The sequence below is a fragment of the Clostridium sp. genome (assembly GCF_029267215.1).
Classification (GTDB): Bacteria; Bacillota; Clostridia; order Clostridiales; family Clostridiaceae; genus Sarcina.
Window position 1 is genome coordinate 1 of the sequence record NZ_JARIDH010000032.1, and the last position, 18,019, is coordinate 18,019.

An 18,019-nucleotide genomic window follows, 5' to 3' on the forward strand; every position below is an offset into this window, starting at 1 on the left:
TAGCTCACTTAAGACCAAGAAGTAATGCTTTCTCAGCTACATTCAGAGTAAGAAGTGTTGCAGCTTACGCTATCCATAAATTCTTCCAAGATCAAGGATTTGTTTACACTCATACTCCAATATTAACAGGATCAGACTGTGAAGGTGCAGGAGAAATGTTCAGAGTAACTACTTTAGATATGATGAACCCTCCAATGAATGAAGAAGGATCAATCGACTTTTCACAAGATTTCTTTGGAAAAGAAACTAACTTAACAGTTTCAGGACAATTAAATGCAGAGTGTTTCGCATTAGCATTCAGAAATATTTATACTTTTGGTCCAACATTCAGAGCAGAAAACTCAAACACAGTTAAACACGCTGCTGAGTTCTGGATGATAGAGCCTGAAATGGCATTTGCTGACTTAATAGATGATATGGAAGTTGCTGAAAACATGCTAAAATACGTAATAAAATACGTAATGGATGAATGTCCAGAAGAAATAGCTTTCTTCAATCAATTTGTTGATAAAGGATTAGTTGAAAGATTAAACCATGTTGTAAGCTCAGACTTTGGTAAAGTTTCTTACACAGAAGCTGTTAAATTACTTCAAGAATCAGGTAAAGAATTCGAATACCCAGTTGAGTGGGGAATAGATCTTCAAACTGAGCATGAAAGATTCTTAACTGAAGAAATATTCAAGAAGCCAGTATTCGTTACTGACTATCCAAAGGATATTAAAGCATTCTATATGAGATTAAATGAAGATGGAAAAACAGTGGCTGCTATGGATTGTTTAGTTCCTGGAATTGGTGAAATAATAGGTGGTAGCCAAAGAGAAGAAAGACTTGATGTTTTAAAAGCTAGAATGGCTGAATTAAACTTAAGTGAAGAAGATTACTGGTGGTACCTAGAGCTTAGAAAATACGGTGGAACTGTTCACTCAGGATTTGGTCTAGGTTTTGAAAGATTAATCATGTATATCACAGGAATGGCTAACATAAGAGACGTAATTCCATTCCCAAGAACTACTGGTTCATCAGAATTCTAATAAAATAAAAAAGAAGTGGAAAATCCACTTCTTTTTTTGTTTTATTCTTTTTTAAAAGAATTTTGATTTTAGCTATCCTATAAGAAATACTTAATTTTAATTAAAAACCAAACTTTGTATTTTTAAGTTATACCTTAAAATGAATATTATAAGTTAAATCTTATTTAGGTTTAAATATTCTAGAATAATCTAAAAATTATATTATTTATTTCTCTTCTTAGCTAATTCATATAAAGTTCTAACTGCTGCCCCTGTTCCACCTGCTGGACAGTAATCTAAATTTTTCTCTGCAAAGGCTGGACCTGCTATATCAAGATGTAACCATGGTTTATTTTCAACAAACTCTCCAATGAATAAACCAGCAGTTATTGTTCCTGCATATTTACCACCTATATTTTTTAAGTCCGCTATACTTGATTTAATAAGATTTTTATAATCTTCAAAGCTTGGTAGCTGCCACATCTTCTCTCCTGTTATTTCTGTAGCTTCTTTTAATTCTTTATAAAATTCATCTTTATTAGTTATAACAGCTGTTACATCCTCTCCTAAGGCAACTAAAGCAGCCCCTGTTAATGTAGCTAAGTCAATAACCTCACTTGCTTTTTCTTTTTCTATTGCATAAGTTACAGCATCAATTAAAGTAAGTCTTCCTTCTGCATCTGTATTTAAAATTTCTATTGTTTTTCCTGCCATTGAGCCAATTATATCTCCTGGTTTATAAGCATGACCTGAAATCATATTTTCACAGGCAGCTACTATACCAACTACGTTTATTTTTAGATTTTTCTTTGCTATTGCACTGATAACCCCAATCACAGAGGCAGCTCCACCCATATCTGATTTCATTGTTGCCATTCCTGCTGTAGGTTTTAATGAATATCCACCTGAATCATAAGTTAATCCCTTACCTACTAATGCAAGTCTTTGATCCATATTATCTCTATCTCCAAAGTATCTCATTACTATAAGTCTTGGTAAGTTATCTGAACCCATCCCTACTGATAAAAAAGCTTCCATTTTCAATTCTTCTATTTGTTTTTCATCAAAAACTTCAACTTCAAAACCATATTTTTTACCAGTTTCTAACACCTTATTAGCTAGTGTTTCTGGATATATTTTATTTGCAGGTTCGTTAACTAAATCTCTAGCTAGACAAGTTGTTTCTGCAAGTAATAAAGCTTCTTCTACAAATTTTTCGCAGCTCTCGACTTCATCCTCTTTTATATTATGTCCACCAATATGAATTACTACTTCACTTTCTTCTTTTTTATCACTCTTATATTTATTAAAAGTATATGATGCCAATGCCATACCTTCAACTAAAGCTTTTAAAGATTCTTCTAAAGAAAATTTTCCTCCATCAAATCTAACAAAAACACTTTTACACTTTAATCTTTTAACTTCTGATACAACTTTACCAAAAGCTCTTCTTAAATTTTCTTTTGTTAAATCTTCTGATTTTCCAAGACCCAATAATATTATATCTTGTATATTTCCTTCAACAATTCTATTTGTATTGAAAATTTCTCCATAACTTCCTTTAAACTGTCCTTTTTTCTTTAATATATCTATTGTATTTTGAACTTCTTCACTAGATATTTTTGTTTCATCTTCAAAAAATGGAATTATTAATGCCTCTGTATCTGTACATTTTGCTTTTTTTACTAAAAAGTCATACATACTCTCACCTCATTATGTTTTTCTAATACTATATTATAAACTTTACTTATTTTTCTATTATTATTTTTTTAAATAAATTTATAAAATCAATATAACCTAATTTCATTAAAAAGTACGTAACTTAAATCACCAATTTAAAATTTAATAAAAAAAGCTTAACTTTTTAGTTAAGCTTCTATACAAGTCCAATTATTGATAACAGACGTTCTTTAATATCATTTCTATCACTATTTATTTTGTTTAAAAATCCATTACGTTCTTCTTCATTTTTAAAAGCATTTTTAGGTATTGATAAATAATCAAATGATGATATATAAATATATATGTTCTTTTTAAAAGAAAATACTTCTCTTACTATTTTCCAAGGATATCTTCTACCTGTTATGCCATTATTATAAATCACATTAATCCCATCACTTGAAACTTCAATTATACATGGTCCAAACATATTTCTTTCTTCTAGTAAATTTAATTTATTTTGAATATCTTTTTGTATTAATTTTTTATTATTTCTGTTGCATATAATCGAGAAAATAATCCATACTGACAAAGTAACTAAGTAGAAAGTTTCACTTAAATTTTTGTTAGCTTTAATAAAAACCATGGTCATTATAAAAACAAAAACTGCACCTATTAATTCAAATAAAACCCAAAATAAAAATTCTCTACTTATAAAATCTCTACGACAATCTATGAATTCATTTTTATCTAAAATAAACTCCAACATATACTTCCCCCTATTGCCCACTAATACTCTAATATTAAAGCTACAATATTTATATAAATAATTTTATCATAGCTTTCCTTATTAAACTATACAGATAATTTACATTTGAAATATTTTACAAAAACTTAATCAACTAAAATTGAAATTCAAAAATCTTACCATGTTTTAAACTTTTTTTAACATCAATTATCCTTTGATTAGCTGATCCTCTAAATCTTAATCCATCTTCTTTTTTATTAATCTCAAACTTTCCATCAACTAAAACATCTATATTCTCTAAAAATTCTCTCCACTTATTTTCATCATTTGCATTTTCTAAAATAAATTCAAATCTATAACCAGTAAAACTCCAAACATTTAATCCTAGTTTTTTACTTTCTTTAGCTAAATATATAAATTTATCAGCTTGTTCTAAAGGATCTCCTCCACTAAATGTTACTCCATCAATAAATGGATTTTCAGCTAAATCAGCTATTAATTTATCCATATCCATTATTTCTCCCCCATTAAAATCATGGGTATCGGGATTGAAACATCCTACACAATTATGTTTACATCCTTGTGCAAAGAATACTCTTCTTATTCCTGGACCATTTACTAAACTCTCATAGGCTATACCTGATAATCTGATAGTTTTACTCATTTAAATTCCTCCTACTTTTTATCTATATGTTGCTTATTTTTTCATTTTTAATGTTTAAAAATCTATTCATATGTTAATCCTCTAAATAAGTATTTATATTAGGGGGTAAATCAAATGAACAGTAAAAATTTATTTTTAGAAATCGAAAGTCACTTATTAAATGATAATAAACCATCTTTATTTTTAAATCAAATAAAAAATAAAGATGATTTTAAAAACTCTCCTTTTAATATTTTCAATCAATTTACTAATGAAAATCAAATTGATAATATTCTAAATAAGGATAATATATGGACTCACACGCTAAATGTAGTTGATTTAGCATCAAAATACAAATACCTATCAAATAATCAAAAAGCTTTTATGTGGGCTGCTTTATTTCACGATATAGGTAAAATAAGAACCCTTAATCCAATTCACGATAAAATAGGTGGTGAAATAACTAGAAGGATTCTTAGGGAGGTTAGTAATGATGAAATACTAAATAAAAACATAATTTCACTAGTTAAACATCACTCAGCTCCATCCTTTATTTTAAATAGAATTTCATATAGCATAATTGATTTAATAAACACAGCAGATATTCATGATATTGCTTTACTTTCTCTTTGTAATGAACTAGACACTCTTTCTCTTAAAGATTGTAGTTTAGAAAAAGTTCTTTTAGATAGCAATAAATTTTTAGAAGTTATGTCTTCTAAAACATGCATGTATTTTGAAAAACTAATATTATAAAAATAAGGTTGTATTAAGTTTTATAAATTAACTCTTAATACAACCTTTAATTATTTAAACAGGTATTAAATCATCTTCACTTACTTCTTCATTCTTAACATTATTTATAACATTCTTTATCCACTTACCTGATTTTAATCTTCCTACCTCAAATATAATCTTTAAGAATTCTTCAGTACATATTAGGAAATATACACTATAAACAGGAAGTGAGAATACTGTGGCACCTAAGAAGGCCATTGGAACAGCGTATAACCATATAGTTCCTGATTGAACAAGCATTGAATAAGTAGTATCTCCACCACCTCTAAATACTCCAACTATCATAACCATATTAAAAGCTCTTATTGTGAAGAATAATCCTATTACTCTAAGCACTTTTAATGTGTCTAGATAAGTTGATTTACTAATATTGAATGGTAACAATGCTAATGGAGCGGTAATCCATATTAAAACTCCTAATATAAATCCAACACTCACAGACATAACTGCTATACTCTTAGCATATTTCCTTGCTGTTTCTTCTTCATCAGAACCTATCTTATTTCCTATCATTATTGATGAGGCTGTAGCAAGACCTATTAGGAAAACCATAAACATATTATTTAATGTTGTGGCTATTTGCATACTAGCTACAGCATTTGTTCCTATGGCTGCGTAAGCAATAGAATATGCTGTCATTCCTAATGACCAAACAATCTCATTTATAATAACAGACCAAGATGTTCTAAAATATATTTTTACAAAATTTAAATCAAAACTAGTAAGCTCAGCAAATCTTGAAGCTATCTTATTGTTCTTAATATAAACAAATGTTAAAATAACGATCATCTCAATACCCCTTGCAATAGTAGTGGCTAAAGCAGCACCTGAAACTCCCATTTCTTTAAATCCTAAATTTCCAAATATAAATACCCAATTTAAACACGCATTTACTAAAACACCTATTAAGCTGGCATACATAGGAACTTTAGGTTGCTCAGTACTTCTTAATGCAGAAGAATATGCTTGAGTAAAATTAGTAAATATACAACTTATAGCAACAATTTTTAAATAGTTAGCACCTAATTCTATTACTCTAGGGTCATTAGATAAAATCTCCATTATTTCATTTGAAAAAACTCCACAACCTATTGCAAAAATCATAGATACAACAAGACCTACTGTTAAGTCTAAGCCTAAAATCTTCTTAATATTTTTCAAATCTTTCTTTCCCCAAAATTGAGACATAAAAACACTAGCACCTGCATTTACTCCTAAAATACATAGTGTAAAGATAAAGATATATTGATTTGCTAAACCTACTGATGCAATGGCTTCTTCTCCAAGTTTTCCAACCATTAAGTTATCAACTAAGTTTAATGATGAAGTTATAAAACTTTGTATAGTTATTGGAACAGCCATCATAATCATAGTAGATAAAAACTCTTTATTCTTTAAATCTTTAAACAAAATCATTCCCCCTTAAATTTAATATATGCACAAAAAAATAAAAGCAAATGGGTAGTACTCAGCCGCCCATCTGCTTTTAAATCTCATTTATTTTCTAATAAATAGAACATAAAGTCAATATATTATCTATACTCTTTACACTAATTTAAAATATTATAATAAAATAAATTTGTTACCTAATTTATACTAGTATTTTCATAAATTTTTAGGTATAATATATTTCTCACTAAATTTTTTAGTGAAAATAGACCAAAATTACTAACAATAATACATTCAAAAAAATTATCCACAAAATATTTTTTTGAAAATTATCCACAGCTGTTAAAATAAAAAATAATCCACAGGTAAATGAATACTTCATCCCTGTGGATTATTTTGTGCTTTTTAAAACAATTTCTCTAAATTATAAAGAAATTCTCTTCATATTAAGTTTATATATTAAAAATAATACTAAGTTTAATATTATTTTATATAGCTAATTTTAATTGCTTTTTTAATTCCTCATTACAGAAAGCTGCTTCTATACTATTAATGTAAATTTTTTTATAATCCTCAAAATCTATATTAAATACTTTATGTACATTTGAAAATTCTTCAGTAAGAGTTATATTAGAAACAGTTCTATTATCTGTACTTAAATTAACTTTTATATCATCTTTATGATATTTATAAATAGGATGCTCTTCATATTCATTTACCCCCTTAGTATCTATATTACTCTTAGGACACATTTCTAAAGTTACTCCTTTTTCTTTAACTAATTCATATGCTTCCTTATCGTTGAATATAAATAGTCCATGTCCTATTCTTTCAGCACCTAAAAGTTCAATTGCATCCTTAACATTTTTTCCATATCCGGTTTCACCAGCATGAATTGTAACTCTAAACCCAGCATCTCTAGCAACATTCATAACTTCTTCGTAAGGTTTTACGAAATCTTTAACCTCACAACCAGCTAGATCTATAGCAACTACTCCATTTCCTATAAATTTCTTACCAGCTTCAATAACTTCATAAACACTATCAACAGAATGATGTCTTAAACATGATAATATTACATTTCCTCTTATATCATACATTGATTCAGCTTTTCTAATTCCCCTTATAACACTTTCAATTACCTCTTCTTGATTCATTCCTTGTTCTAAGTGGAATAATGGTGCAAATCTTATCTCTATATATTTTACATTCTCTCTATTTGCATCTTCCATTAATTCAAAAGCTACTCTTTCTAAATTTTCTGGTTTTTGCAATATACTAACAGGAAGATCAAATCTTCTTAAATATTCATCTAGTGATGAACAATCTTCTGGTATAACTAATAATTCTTTAACCTTATCATAGTCATAACTTTCTAATTCAATTCCTTCTTTTTTAGCTAATTCTATAGCAGTTTCAACTCTTAGTGATCCATCCAAGTGACAATGTAACTCTATCTTAGGTAAATTTAATAAATCCATTTTATATCCTCCCTAAACATTATTATTTATATAAATTCCCAAAAAAATTTTTAAAAAAAATTCTTGATTACGAAGAAAGCACCTATAGTGCTTTCTTCGTAATCAAGAATTATTGGTTCTTGGTAGAAACCCCCAAACCATATTATTGGGGTTATACGAAGATTTTTATTGTTTTTTATTCTACCACATAAAAATATTAAGTCAACAAAAAATAATAAAATAATAGCATTTCTTTATTTTCTTTCTCCTAAAAACAATAAAATAAAAGAATCATATTAATTTTAATATGACTCTTTTATTAAAACTCTTATTATGTTAAACACATTTATATGATTTTTTATTTCCATCTAAATGTGAACGTCTGTCTGCTCTCTCATGATATTTTCCTGGACCAAACCTTTCATCAAGACTTAAGTACCCAGTAACTCTTGATATACCTTGAATATCTTGACTTCCACATTTAGTACACTTGCACTCATTATTATGAAGGTATGTTCCACAATCCTTACAGTATCTTATATGGAAGTTGATTCCTAAGTAACTTATATTAGTTTGCTTATATGCATAGTTTAATATTTTCATTATAGCTTCACCATTTGGACAGTCATCTACTTCTAAATAACTTATATGTCCACCATTACATAATTTATGATATGGTGCTTCTATATCAATTTTATGCTTAATTGAAATTGCATAGTAAACTGGAACATGGAAACTATTAGTATAGTAGTCTTTATCAGTTACACCTTCTATACATCCAAAAGCTTTCTGATCTTGTTTTATGAATTTTCCTGATAAACCTTCTGCTGGTGTAGCATAACAACTCCAATTTAAACTAGTTTCTTCACATAATCTATCACAGTATTCTCTTATATGACCTATTATTTTTAATCCTAATTCTTTAGAAGTCTCATCTTCTCCATGGTGCTTTCCAGTTAAAGCAATTAATGTTTCTGCAAGTCCTATAAATCCAATTCCCCAAGTACCTTGTTTTAATATTGGTTCTATTGAATCGTCTGGTCCTAAATTTTCAGCACCTTTCATTAATCCTTGACCTGCAACAAATGGTAAATCCTTAACTTTTAAATTTTTAAGAACTCCATATCTATGCATTAATGATTCTTTTGCTATTCTTAATCTATCATCTAATAATTCAAAGAATTTATCCAAATCTTTCTTTGCTAATATACCAAGTCTAGGTAAGTTTAAAGTTGTAGGTGCTATATTTCCTCTACCTTTGCAACCTGGCTCTCCATTAACATTTTTCATAAGATAAGTTCTACATCCCATAGTTGCTGGCATATATCCTTTATCATAGTATTCCTTATTAAAGTCCGCATCGATATTCATGAAGGTTGGGTTCATTCTTTTAGCTGCTACTCTACATGCTAATTCATATAAATAGAAGTATGGATCTTCAGTATCTCTGTTAACCCCTTCTTTTACTCTAAATATTATGTTAGGGAATATTGGTTGCTCACCTTTTCCTAAACCTTTATCATACTCTTTTAAGAATACTTCACACACTAATGCTGCATCCTCATTATTTGGTATTCCTAAGTTTAATGAACTAAATGGAACCTGTGATCCTGCTCTTGAATGCATAGTGTTTAAATTATATACAATACCTTGCATAGCTTGATGAACTCTTTCTCTTAATTTTTTTTCAACTAGTTCATCTAATTTCTCGCCTTCTAAGCCTAAACTTATATACTCTTCTCTAATTTCTTCTCTTGTAGGCTCTACAAAAACACTCATATCATTATCAAAGTCTGGGTGTGATTGACCACCAAACATATCATTTTGAGTTGATTGTAATAAAATACATGATAACTCAGCGGCAGTTTCTATTCTTCTTGGGGCATTTATTGTTCCGTATCCTGTGTTAAATCCACTTTGTAGTAACTCACCAGTTGGTATGTGTAAACAGTTAGTAGTTAAATTATAACTATCTAAATCATGGTAATACACATCTCCATTTTCATGAGCTCTTGATAATTCTTTAGGCATATTTGCTAAATTAAACCACTTGTTAGATTCTGAAGCTATTCTTAATAATTTTGATGAGAAGTTATTTCCTACGTTAGCATTATCTCTATCAGTTTCTATTCCGATCTTACTAATAGCTTTCATTAAGTCTGATTTAATTTCCCTAACTTTTGTTCTTTCTGTTCTATATGCCTTATAAGCACTAGCTATTTTATTAAATCCGTTGTCTACTAAAGCTTTTTCTACTAATACTTGAATTTCCTCAACTGTTACTTTTGTCTTACCTGACATTTCTATGTAGTTGATTACCTTTTGTATAGTATCTAAAACTTGACTTTCTCTTATTGTAACGCCAATTTCATTGGCTGCTCCTTTTATTGCGTTTGCTATTTTATCTGCATTAAATCTTGCTTCTCTACCGTCCCTTTTCACAACATGTAGCATTAATACTTCCTCCACTCCACTATATATTGTACTCGAACCATTATACCCCACTATAGCTAGTTATGCTAATTTTCAAAAATCCTTATAGTTAAAAAAGACCTTATTATCTCCATCTTTTCTTCTTTTTCTTAGCACATATTCATTTTTTCTTTAGTTGACATTAGAAAAATATTGTTAATCACTTCTCCATATGATGAATAATATTCCATTTAATGTAACATAATATTTTATGTATATTGCCATACGAAGGAGGATATTAAATGAAAAAAATACTGTTAATATCAATCCAATTGATAGTTAGCTTATTAATTGGATTATTTTTAGGAAACTTTATAGTTCCATTAAACCAAGAAAAAGAAATAAATACTTTAAAAGGGATAGATTCATTAAAAGAAACTTTTAGTAAAAATAATTCTAAAAACTATTTAAACTCAGAAAAGTCTCAAGAAATATTCAGCCCATATACAGGAAGTTTATTAGACTCAGAATCAATTGATAATATTCCTTTCTTATGTATAGTTGAAAATTCAAGAGATGCTCGCCCACAAAGTGGATTATCTCAAGCTGATTTAGTTTATGAAACTATGACTGAAGGAGGTATTCCTAGATTCTTAGCATTATTTCATAAAAGTTTTCCTGAAGTAATAGGACCAGTTAGAAGTGTACGTCCATACTTCCTAAACATATCAAAAGAGCATTCTCTTCCATTTGCTCATTGCGGAGGTAGCCAGGAAGCTTTGTTAGCAATATCAACAGATGATTCTCTAAATAGTATAAATGAAATTAAAAATGGTACTGCTTTTTGGAGAGATAAAACTAGAAAAGCCCCTCATAACTTATATACCTCTGCTGATAATATAAGAAATTTTATAAAAGATAATTCCCTTCAATACTCAAAAGAAAACAATCTTAAATTTGAAGATAATGCATTGTTAAATTCAAACAACTATTCTTCTAATATTAATTTAAAATTAAGTAACTATTATAATACTTCCTATAAATATGTAGATGGTTTTTACGAAAAATACATGGATGGTAAATTATCAATTGATAAAAATACAGGTGAAACTTTAAAATTTAAAAACATAATTATTCAAATTACTAATATGTCTTTACAATCTGATAATGTACATATAGATGTGGATTTAGTTGGTGAAGGAGAAGGTTATTTACTTACTAATGGAAAAATAGAAAAAATAAATTGGAGAAAAGATAATTTGAATAGTAAAACTACTCTAAAATTTGAAGATAATTCTCTAGTTACTCTTTCATCAGGAAATACTATTTGGCATATAGTTGATCCAAATTCAAAATTAAACTTTAATTAAGTTTACAAATAAACCATTAAGTTTATTTGTAAACCGTTTTCCTCAAAAATAATCTGTTTTAATATTTTATTAACAGATTGTTTTCCTTTTGTACCATTATCAGTATTGATAACACTCTCAATATTGATATATAATGCAATAAACAATAAAAGGATTGGGGGACAAATAACTTGCAAAAAATCGCTATAATAACAGATAGTTCTTGTGACTTAACTATAAATGAAATAAATAAATTTAATATAAATGTATTACCACTAAAGATAATCTATAAAGATAAAGAATATAATGATATTTTTGATATAACATCAAATGAAGTTTACCAAAACTTACATAATGAAGTTCCTACAACTTCGCTTTGTAGCCCTGATTATATAAATTCAGTTTTAGACAAACTAGAAGAGGAAGGCTACACTCACCTAATAGGAATTTTTATATCTAGTTCATTATCTGGAACATTTAATGCAGCTAGATTAATAATAGAAGAAAGAACAACTATTAAATCATTTCTATTTGATAGTAAAATAATTGGTTTCCCTCTAGGTTCTATAGTTTTAAAAGCTTCTGAATTAGTTTATGAAGGAAAAAGTTTTGAAGAAATAATTAAAGATTTACCAATTATAAGAGAATCAACAACTGGTTACTATACCATTAACACTTTAGAATATTTAAGAAAAGGTGGAAGAATCGGAAAAGTAGCTGGAACAGTTGGTGATTTACTTCACTTAAAACCTATAATAAGTGTTGATGAAAATGGTGCTTATTGTACTTATACTAAAGCAAGAGGAAGAAAACAATCTTTAAAAAAGCTTATAAATATAATTTTAGAGCATCTTGACGAAGATAAATGCAATATATCTATATTAAATGGAATGGCTGAAGAGGAAGCTAATCAAATACTTTCTTCAATAGAAAACCACCCTAACTTACTAAAATCTGAAATTAGATCAATTGGTGCTGCCATGGGTGTACATGCTGGTCCTGGAATGGTAGGAGTATCAATTCAAAAAGGAATTTAAACTATGTATAATGATGAATTTATAAAAGCTGAAGAAAAACGCCTTTATGAAGAATATAAAAAGCAAGTTTCTAAGTTAAAAAAAGTTCAAAAAGAAAAAAATGCTGTTGGACAGGTTTTTACTAAAGGTTTACTACCAATTTATGCATTGCATATTCTAAGCATACAACCTACAAATGGAAATGATTTAGCACAAAAAATAGGAGAACATACCCATGGACTTTGGATTCCAAGTACAGGTGGTATTTATCCTTTATTAAAAAAATTAGAAAAGCAAGGCTTTGTAGTCGGAGAATGGGATGATCCTAAACGTAAAATACAAAAGGTTTATTCTCTTACTCCAGAAGGTTTATTAGAATTTGAACAAAAGAAACATCTATTAAAACCTAAAATAAAAGAGGCCTTAGAGGTTTTTAAAATAATATATTCTAATCTCTATAACTAAAAAAAGATTCTAAGAGAATTAATTTCTCTTAGAATCTTTTTATTATCCTACTGATATAGCTCCTACTGGACAGCTTGTTTCAGCCTCTTTGGCTACTTCTTCACTATTTGCTGGAACTTCATCTACTATTACATGAGCTTTTCCATCATCATCCATATCAAAAACATCTGCTGCTATTGACGGACATAGTCCACATCCAATGCAAGTATCTTTATCTACTGCTGCTTTCATTGTTGCTTCCTCCTTAAATTAGATTAATAGTTATAGTATTATCATTTTTAAGGATTCTATGTAATTTTAATTATTTATAAAAATAAAAAGGCATGACTTAAAAATCATGCCTCTATATTAATTAGTATAATCCTTCAAATATTAATGAATATAATGGATTTTCAGCTACATAAGCTTCTGCTTTTCCCTCTTCTAATGCTTCTGTTAAATCTAAGTTTATTGGTAATTCTCCTATTAAAGGAAGTCCTAAATATTCAGCATGTTCTTCTGAAGATTTTTTGCTAAATACTTTCATCTTCTTACCACATTCACATTCAATGTAAGCCATGTTTTCAACAACACCTCTTACCTTAACATTCATCTTATTAGCCATAGTAACAAGTTTCTTAACTATCATAGAAACCATATCTTGAGGTGTTGAAACTATTACAAGTTCCTTAATAGGGAATGTTTGCATTACTGTTAAAGTAATATCACTTGTTCCTGGTGGCATATCTATTAATAAATAATCTAATTCTTCCCACTCTGTATCCCTAAACATTTGATTTAATACTCCTGTAACCATTGGTCCTCTCCATATTACAGGATCATCTTCAACTTCCATAAGTAAGTTCATTGAAATAACTTTTACACCTAATTCAGTTTTTACTGGAACAAATTTAACTTGCTTTCCTTCGCTATCCATAGCTATCATGTCAGCTCTTTTTTCATTTATTCCAAAGAATCTTGGCATTGATGGACCAGTTATATCGGCATCTAAAACTCCAACTTTATATCCTTTTTTAGCTAACTGAGTTGCTAATATTCCAGTAACAGTTGATTTACCAACTCCACCTTTACCACTTATAACTCCGATAACATTTTTTATATTTCCATAATTATTTCCTAGTTTTAAAGATACAGATGAACTGCATCCTCCATTTTTACTAGCTGAACCACATTTATCTTTATTGGCACAACTTGCACAACTTCCCATAATAAAACTCCTCCATTAATTTATTTATTCCATTCCTTTTCGACATCATTCCAACTGTCATAAACTTTAATATCCCAAGAGTTTTTATACTCCCCATCTACATAGAATTTCTTTTCTGAATGAGTTACTTTGTTTTCTATGGTTATTATTGTTCTAAACATTGTTGATGTATAACCATAGTTTCTAACACTAACTATTATATCAAAATCATTTCTATTATGGTTCATTATTGAAGCATTTGGCACAATTTTTTTCATTTGATCTTCAAAATCTTCAATGTCAACTGATAACATATATCTTGTGCATTCTCTATCACCAAATATATCTACTCCAACTTTTCTATTATCTTTATTTAATTCTTCTTTTTCTTTTTCTAAAACTTTCAATATTGAATCATAATAAACTTCATCAAATTCTCTAGGCTTTCTTATTACTTGCATGTTCTGCATCAAATAGTTATCTAATCTTTTTGATATTCTGTAAAAATGATTATCATCATAGAAGTTACCTTCTCCACTATTTTTTACTCCTGTTACATAGTAAAAAGTTTTAACTTCATCCCCTACATGAATTTCAAAAATATAGTCTGGAGGTAAGTCTGTTTTCTTTTTAACCACCTCTGCATCTGATAACATGTTGTATATATTGTCTATAACTAATTTTTCTTTAACTAAAAATCTAAATCCAGGATCTCTTGTACTTTGAATAACAATTTTATCTGTTTTATTTTCTTTTATATATTCAAAGTCTGTATTCTTATTTCCACCAAATTTATTAGTTATATCCTTAGATGTACATCCAACAATAATTAATCCTAAAGCTATACATAATACTATAATAAAACTTACTTTTTTATTTTTCACTTGTTTGTTTTCTCCCTTTTATTTTATTTATATTATATAGTATAATTCCTCCTATTAATATAAATATTGATATAAATTGAGATGTAGATAAAAATCCAACGTTACCTCTAGGGTCATTTCGTAAAAATTCAACAAAGAATCTTCCTATGCTGTATATTATCATATACATACTAAGAGTTTTTCCATGTTCTTTATTTTTATTGCCATACCATAGTAAAAATAAACCTAATGCAAAATCAAAAACTGATGAAAAAATTTGTGTTGGATATAATGGAATTCCTGCCGGTGCTAATGAACCCTTTGGAAAAACAACCCCTATAAAGCTATGTGTTTCAGCTCCATAACAACATCCTGCAAGGAAACATCCTATTCTTCCAAAACCTTGTGCTATAGCAACCCCAGGTATAACCAAATCACTAAGTTCTAACACACTCCACTTATTTTTACGAGAATACATTGCAATTGCTAAGGCTCCTCCAATTATAGCTCCGTAAATTACAAATCCATTTCCAAAATCTCTAAATATTATGCTTGGATCTTCTGTTACAAGTTTCCATTCCGTAATTATATAAAGTAACTTTCCTCCAAGTATTCCAGAGATAACAGTTATGATAGTTGCATTGAATAATTTATCTTCATTGTACCCCCTTTTGGTAGCCCTGTTTATGAATAATAAGGTAGCACAAATTATGCCTAGTCCTATCATAAATCCATAGCTATAAATCTTCAAGCCAAAAATTTCCCCTAAAACAATTCTCATAAACTCCTCCATATTTAATTTGTAAATTTAAAAAAGAAGCATAATTTATGCTTCTCTTTTAAATAATTATAATACTTATACAAATTCAAATCAAATTTTCTAATCATTGTCAAACAAACTATGAATTATTGCTTTATACACAACAGAATAATCCTCTTTTTCATTCTTCTCACTAGCACTAAATAATACTTTCACTATCTTATTTTCACCAATTTCCTTGTAGTAGATAGTATTTATATATATATCTCCCTTTTCATTTTTCTCTTTAAATACAACTTTCTTAACAATATCATCTTCAATCTTTTCATCCACAATCAAATAATTGCTTACATTACTTGTGTCTAAATTTTTCTTATCCTTTTCAATTACATTATCTATTTTCTCTTCAAAATTTAATATTTGAACATATCCAAAAATACCCATATCTTCACTAGTAAAATTATTATCATAAATAATATAGTTTCCTGGATATTTCTTTTCTTCTACATCCCAACTATCAGGTAACTTATAAGATACAACTCCATCTAGGGCAGTATATGTACTAAGTCCTTCAATATTCTTATTTATCAATGCAACTCTGTTTATATTATTATTAAATATATTCTCACCACTAACTAATATAAGCATAAGAAGAATCAGTACTAATGTTATTCCTAACTGCTTTTTATTCATATTGTTTCACCTCTTTTCCCTCATTTAGTAAAAAGTCTATACTTAAATATATTCAAGTTAACTTTAAAAATTACCATAAAATTAAAACACATTACCAAAATAAAAAACTTTGCTTTAAACAAAGAAAAACTGTCTATATAGTTTTTCTATATAAACAGTTTTTAGTTAAATTTATTTCATAGGAATAACAACACATGAATTTTCAAAGTCATAGAACATTATCCAATATCCATTTCCCTCTTCACCATGCTCATCCCAAGTAACAAATCCTGTTCTTCCACCATAAGGTTGATCTTTTTTGCTCTTTGTTCCTGGAATTGCATATAAAATATATTTTATTTCTCCATCCTTATCACACTTAATTCCAAAGAAGAAATGCCCTTTCTTATTTATATATGGATAATAATTTATCATTGGATAATACATCATTGTGTACTTATTATAATTTGACATGTTACACATAGCATCAAAACTATCTACATCTACCTTGTACCAAGCACACCTTTTTATATCTTTAGCAAAACCAGTTACTTTTTCACATCCTTCTAATGCACCAACTATGATTTCGCCTATAGGGCTATCAAAATCTACCTCATAACTTTCTCCTTGCACATTAACTTTCTCTCTATACTTAACTGACTCTATATCTTCTTCATACTTATCAAATCTATTCTCTAACTCATACTCCTCTCCCTGATAGCTATCAGAACCTCTTTCTAATTTACCTATATAATCAAAGTCTCTCTTTATTTCTTCTTTCTTACTATAATCTTTCTTTTCTTTCATATAGTATTCATCATCATCTTTTTCATAACACTCTTTTTCCTTACTATATGTTTTGATATTTTCCTTTTTTTCTTTCATTACTTTTTCATTTTTTGGCTTTTCTTCAATTATATCTTCACAACTATGTTTTTCATCATCATTATACTCTTTATTCTTGCTATAATCCTCTTTTTTGTTATCTTCACTCTTTTTATAGTCATATTTTTTATGCTCTTTTTTCTCTTCCTTCTTATATTCTTTATCATTCTTATATTTATATTCCTTATTTACCTTTTCCTTAACTTCTCCACCAACAACCTTCTTAAGATCATAGTTTTTCCAGTTATCTTTAGGCATTTGATTATTTAAAAATCCACACATAAAGAAAACAATTCTACCATTAATCTCTTTTCCAACTGCAGCTCCAACTATTTTGTCATAAGATATGTTTAAATCACCTATGTTGATAGAATCGTATTCTATGTTCATTTCAGCCTTTCCTTGCGGACTTATGTTCATTGGACCAAGATTTATATTCTTTTTAAAATCTTTTTTATCGCATACAAGTATCATGCAACACTCTTTATAATCTTTCTTTAAATTCTGAGCATAGAAAGAAACCTTACATTTATCATTTCTAGTTTCTATTTTGGCATATCCAGTTAAAGGCTTATCTGAAGCCATTGAATGTCCTTTTTCATCTTCTTGTAAAATTATAAAACTTCTATATGATTTATTATGTGCCAATTCTCTGGTCCCTCCAATATAATTTTATTCTTTACAGTATATGAAAGAATAAAAAA

The 18,019-nt window shown here is 28.2% G+C and carries 17 protein-coding genes and 1 riboswitch; of the genes, 5 read left to right on the forward strand and 12 right to left on the reverse strand.

Features of this window, described 5'->3' with window-relative positions:
* On the forward strand, positions 1-1,031 hold a 1,031-nt coding region (gene asnS / locus Q1K13_RS04960; protein ID WP_300348124.1), incomplete at its 5' end, for an asparagine--tRNA ligase.
* Between the two features lie 201 nt (positions 1,032-1,232).
* Here asnS and Q1K13_RS04965 read toward each other — a convergent pair.
* The 3 genes from Q1K13_RS04965 to nrdG form a co-directional block, all read right to left on the reverse strand.
* Positions 1,233-2,711: a leucyl aminopeptidase gene (locus tag Q1K13_RS04965; protein ID WP_300348125.1), complete on the reverse strand. Its 1,479-nt coding sequence runs from the start codon at positions 2,709-2,711 to the stop codon at positions 1,233-1,235.
* A 175-nt stretch (positions 2,712-2,886) separates the two neighbouring features.
* The gene (locus Q1K13_RS04970; protein ID WP_300348126.1) at positions 2,887-3,438 is read right to left on the reverse strand and encodes a YcxB family protein; all 552 of its coding nucleotides are present in this window, start codon (positions 3,436-3,438) and stop codon (positions 2,887-2,889) included.
* 133 nt (positions 3,439-3,571) lie between these two features.
* Complete coding sequence (gene nrdG, locus Q1K13_RS04975) at positions 3,572-4,081, reverse strand: anaerobic ribonucleoside-triphosphate reductase activating protein (protein ID WP_300348128.1); 510 nt, start codon at positions 4,079-4,081, stop codon at positions 3,572-3,574.
* Between the two features lie 114 nt (positions 4,082-4,195).
* Between nrdG and Q1K13_RS04980 the strand changes: the two genes are divergently transcribed.
* The gene (locus Q1K13_RS04980; protein WP_300348129.1) at positions 4,196-4,816 is read left to right on the forward strand and encodes an HD domain-containing protein; all 621 of its coding nucleotides are present in this window, start codon (positions 4,196-4,198) and stop codon (positions 4,814-4,816) included.
* A 54-nt stretch (positions 4,817-4,870) separates the two neighbouring features.
* On the opposite strand, the gene Q1K13_RS04985 is transcribed toward Q1K13_RS04980, so the two are convergent.
* The 3 genes from Q1K13_RS04985 to Q1K13_RS04995 all read right to left on the reverse strand — a co-directional run bounded on the left by Q1K13_RS04985 (position 4,871) and on the right by Q1K13_RS04995 (position 10,161).
* Entirely contained in the window at positions 4,871-6,229 is a 1,359-nt protein-coding gene (locus Q1K13_RS04985; protein WP_366522615.1) for an MATE family efflux transporter, read from the reverse strand.
* A 506-nt stretch (positions 6,230-6,735) separates the two neighbouring features.
* Positions 6,736-7,728 carry an adenosine deaminase gene (add, locus tag Q1K13_RS04990; protein WP_300348131.1) on the reverse strand — a complete coding sequence of 331 codons (993 nt, stop codon included), beginning with the start codon at positions 7,726-7,728 and terminating at the stop codon, positions 6,736-6,738.
* 79 nt (positions 7,729-7,807) lie between these two features.
* Positions 7,808-7,907, reverse strand: a riboswitch (purine riboswitch).
* Positions 7,908-8,043: 136 nt separating this feature from the next.
* On the reverse strand, positions 8,044-10,161 hold the full coding sequence (locus tag Q1K13_RS04995; RefSeq protein WP_300348133.1) for an anaerobic ribonucleoside triphosphate reductase: 2,118 nt from the start codon (positions 10,159-10,161) through the stop codon (positions 8,044-8,046).
* Between the two features lie 260 nt (positions 10,162-10,421).
* On the opposite strand from Q1K13_RS04995, the gene Q1K13_RS05000 reads away from it, so the two are divergent.
* The 3 genes from Q1K13_RS05000 to Q1K13_RS05010 all read left to right on the forward strand — a co-directional run bounded on the left by Q1K13_RS05000 (position 10,422) and on the right by Q1K13_RS05010 (position 12,949).
* Positions 10,422-11,489, forward strand: a complete 1,068-nt coding sequence (locus Q1K13_RS05000; protein ID WP_300348135.1) for a DUF3048 domain-containing protein — start codon at positions 10,422-10,424, stop codon at positions 11,487-11,489.
* Positions 11,490-11,659: 170 nt separating this feature from the next.
* Positions 11,660-12,505 (forward strand): DegV family protein, encoded by an 846-nt coding sequence (locus Q1K13_RS05005; RefSeq protein WP_300348137.1) that lies wholly within the window; start codon positions 11,660-11,662, stop codon positions 12,503-12,505.
* Positions 12,506-12,508: 3 nt separating this feature from the next.
* Positions 12,509-12,949: a PadR family transcriptional regulator gene (locus Q1K13_RS05010; RefSeq protein ID WP_300348139.1), complete on the forward strand. Its 441-nt coding sequence runs from the start codon at positions 12,509-12,511 to the stop codon at positions 12,947-12,949.
* Between the two features lie 42 nt (positions 12,950-12,991).
* On the opposite strand, the gene Q1K13_RS05015 is transcribed toward Q1K13_RS05010, so the two are convergent.
* The 6 genes from Q1K13_RS05015 to Q1K13_RS05040 form a co-directional block, all read right to left on the reverse strand.
* The gene (locus Q1K13_RS05015; RefSeq protein ID WP_300348141.1) at positions 12,992-13,180 is read right to left on the reverse strand and encodes a ferredoxin; all 189 of its coding nucleotides are present in this window, start codon (positions 13,178-13,180) and stop codon (positions 12,992-12,994) included.
* Between the two features lie 121 nt (positions 13,181-13,301).
* A complete protein-coding gene (locus Q1K13_RS05020; RefSeq protein WP_300348143.1) occupies positions 13,302-14,156 on the reverse strand; it encodes an Mrp/NBP35 family ATP-binding protein in 855 nt (284 codons plus the stop codon).
* A gap of 20 nt (positions 14,157-14,176) precedes the next feature.
* Positions 14,177-15,019, reverse strand: a complete 843-nt coding sequence (locus Q1K13_RS05025; protein WP_300348145.1) for a YhfM domain-containing protein — start codon at positions 15,017-15,019, stop codon at positions 14,177-14,179.
* Positions 15,009-15,779 carry a prolipoprotein diacylglyceryl transferase gene (locus Q1K13_RS05030; protein WP_300348146.1) on the reverse strand — a complete coding sequence of 257 codons (771 nt, stop codon included), beginning with the start codon at positions 15,777-15,779 and terminating at the stop codon, positions 15,009-15,011. Before Q1K13_RS05030 ends, Q1K13_RS05025 begins: the two co-directional genes overlap by 11 nt.
* Before the next feature lie 99 nt (positions 15,780-15,878).
* Positions 15,879-16,451 carry a hypothetical protein gene (locus tag Q1K13_RS05035; RefSeq protein WP_300348147.1) on the reverse strand — a complete coding sequence of 191 codons (573 nt, stop codon included), beginning with the start codon at positions 16,449-16,451 and terminating at the stop codon, positions 15,879-15,881.
* A 171-nt stretch (positions 16,452-16,622) separates the two neighbouring features.
* Complete coding sequence (locus Q1K13_RS05040) at positions 16,623-17,963, reverse strand: hypothetical protein (protein WP_300348149.1); 1,341 nt, start codon at positions 17,961-17,963, stop codon at positions 16,623-16,625.
* Between the last annotated feature and the right edge of the window lie 56 nt (positions 17,964-18,019).

Bases quoted from the DNA above. Each gene is read 5' to 3' on its own strand.
- Q1K13_RS04965 (WP_300348125.1), bottom strand. From the start codon at position 2,711: ATGTATGACTTTTTAGTAAAAAAAGCAAAATGTACAGATACAGAGGCA.
- Q1K13_RS05010 (WP_300348139.1), top strand. From the start codon at position 12,509: ATGTATAATGATGAATTTATAAAAGCTGAAGAAAAACGCCTTTATGAA.
- nrdG (WP_300348128.1), bottom strand. From the start codon at position 4,081: ATGAGTAAAACTATCAGATTATCAGGTATAGCCTATGAGAGTTTAGTA.
- Q1K13_RS04980 (WP_300348129.1), top strand. From the start codon at position 4,196: ATGAACAGTAAAAATTTATTTTTAGAAATCGAAAGTCACTTATTAAAT.
- Q1K13_RS05000 (WP_300348135.1), top strand. From the start codon at position 10,422: ATGAAAAAAATACTGTTAATATCAATCCAATTGATAGTTAGCTTATTA.
- Q1K13_RS04970 (WP_300348126.1), bottom strand. From the start codon at position 3,438: ATGTTGGAGTTTATTTTAGATAAAAATGAATTCATAGATTGTCGTAGA.
- Q1K13_RS05020 (WP_300348143.1), bottom strand. From the start codon at position 14,156: ATGGGAAGTTGTGCAAGTTGTGCCAATAAAGATAAATGTGGTTCAGCT.
- Q1K13_RS04985 (WP_366522615.1), bottom strand. From the start codon at position 6,229: ATGATTATGATGGCTGTTCCAATAACTATACAAAGTTTTATAACTTCA.
- Q1K13_RS05030 (WP_300348146.1), bottom strand. From the start codon at position 15,779: ATGAGAATTGTTTTAGGGGAAATTTTTGGCTTGAAGATTTATAGCTAT.
- Q1K13_RS05035 (WP_300348147.1), bottom strand. From the start codon at position 16,451: ATGAATAAAAAGCAGTTAGGAATAACATTAGTACTGATTCTTCTTATG.
- Q1K13_RS04995 (WP_300348133.1), bottom strand. From the start codon at position 10,161: ATGCTACATGTTGTGAAAAGGGACGGTAGAGAAGCAAGATTTAATGCA.
- Q1K13_RS05015 (WP_300348141.1), bottom strand. From the start codon at position 13,180: ATGAAAGCAGCAGTAGATAAAGATACTTGCATTGGATGTGGACTATGT.
- add (WP_300348131.1), bottom strand. From the start codon at position 7,728: ATGGATTTATTAAATTTACCTAAGATAGAGTTACATTGTCACTTGGAT.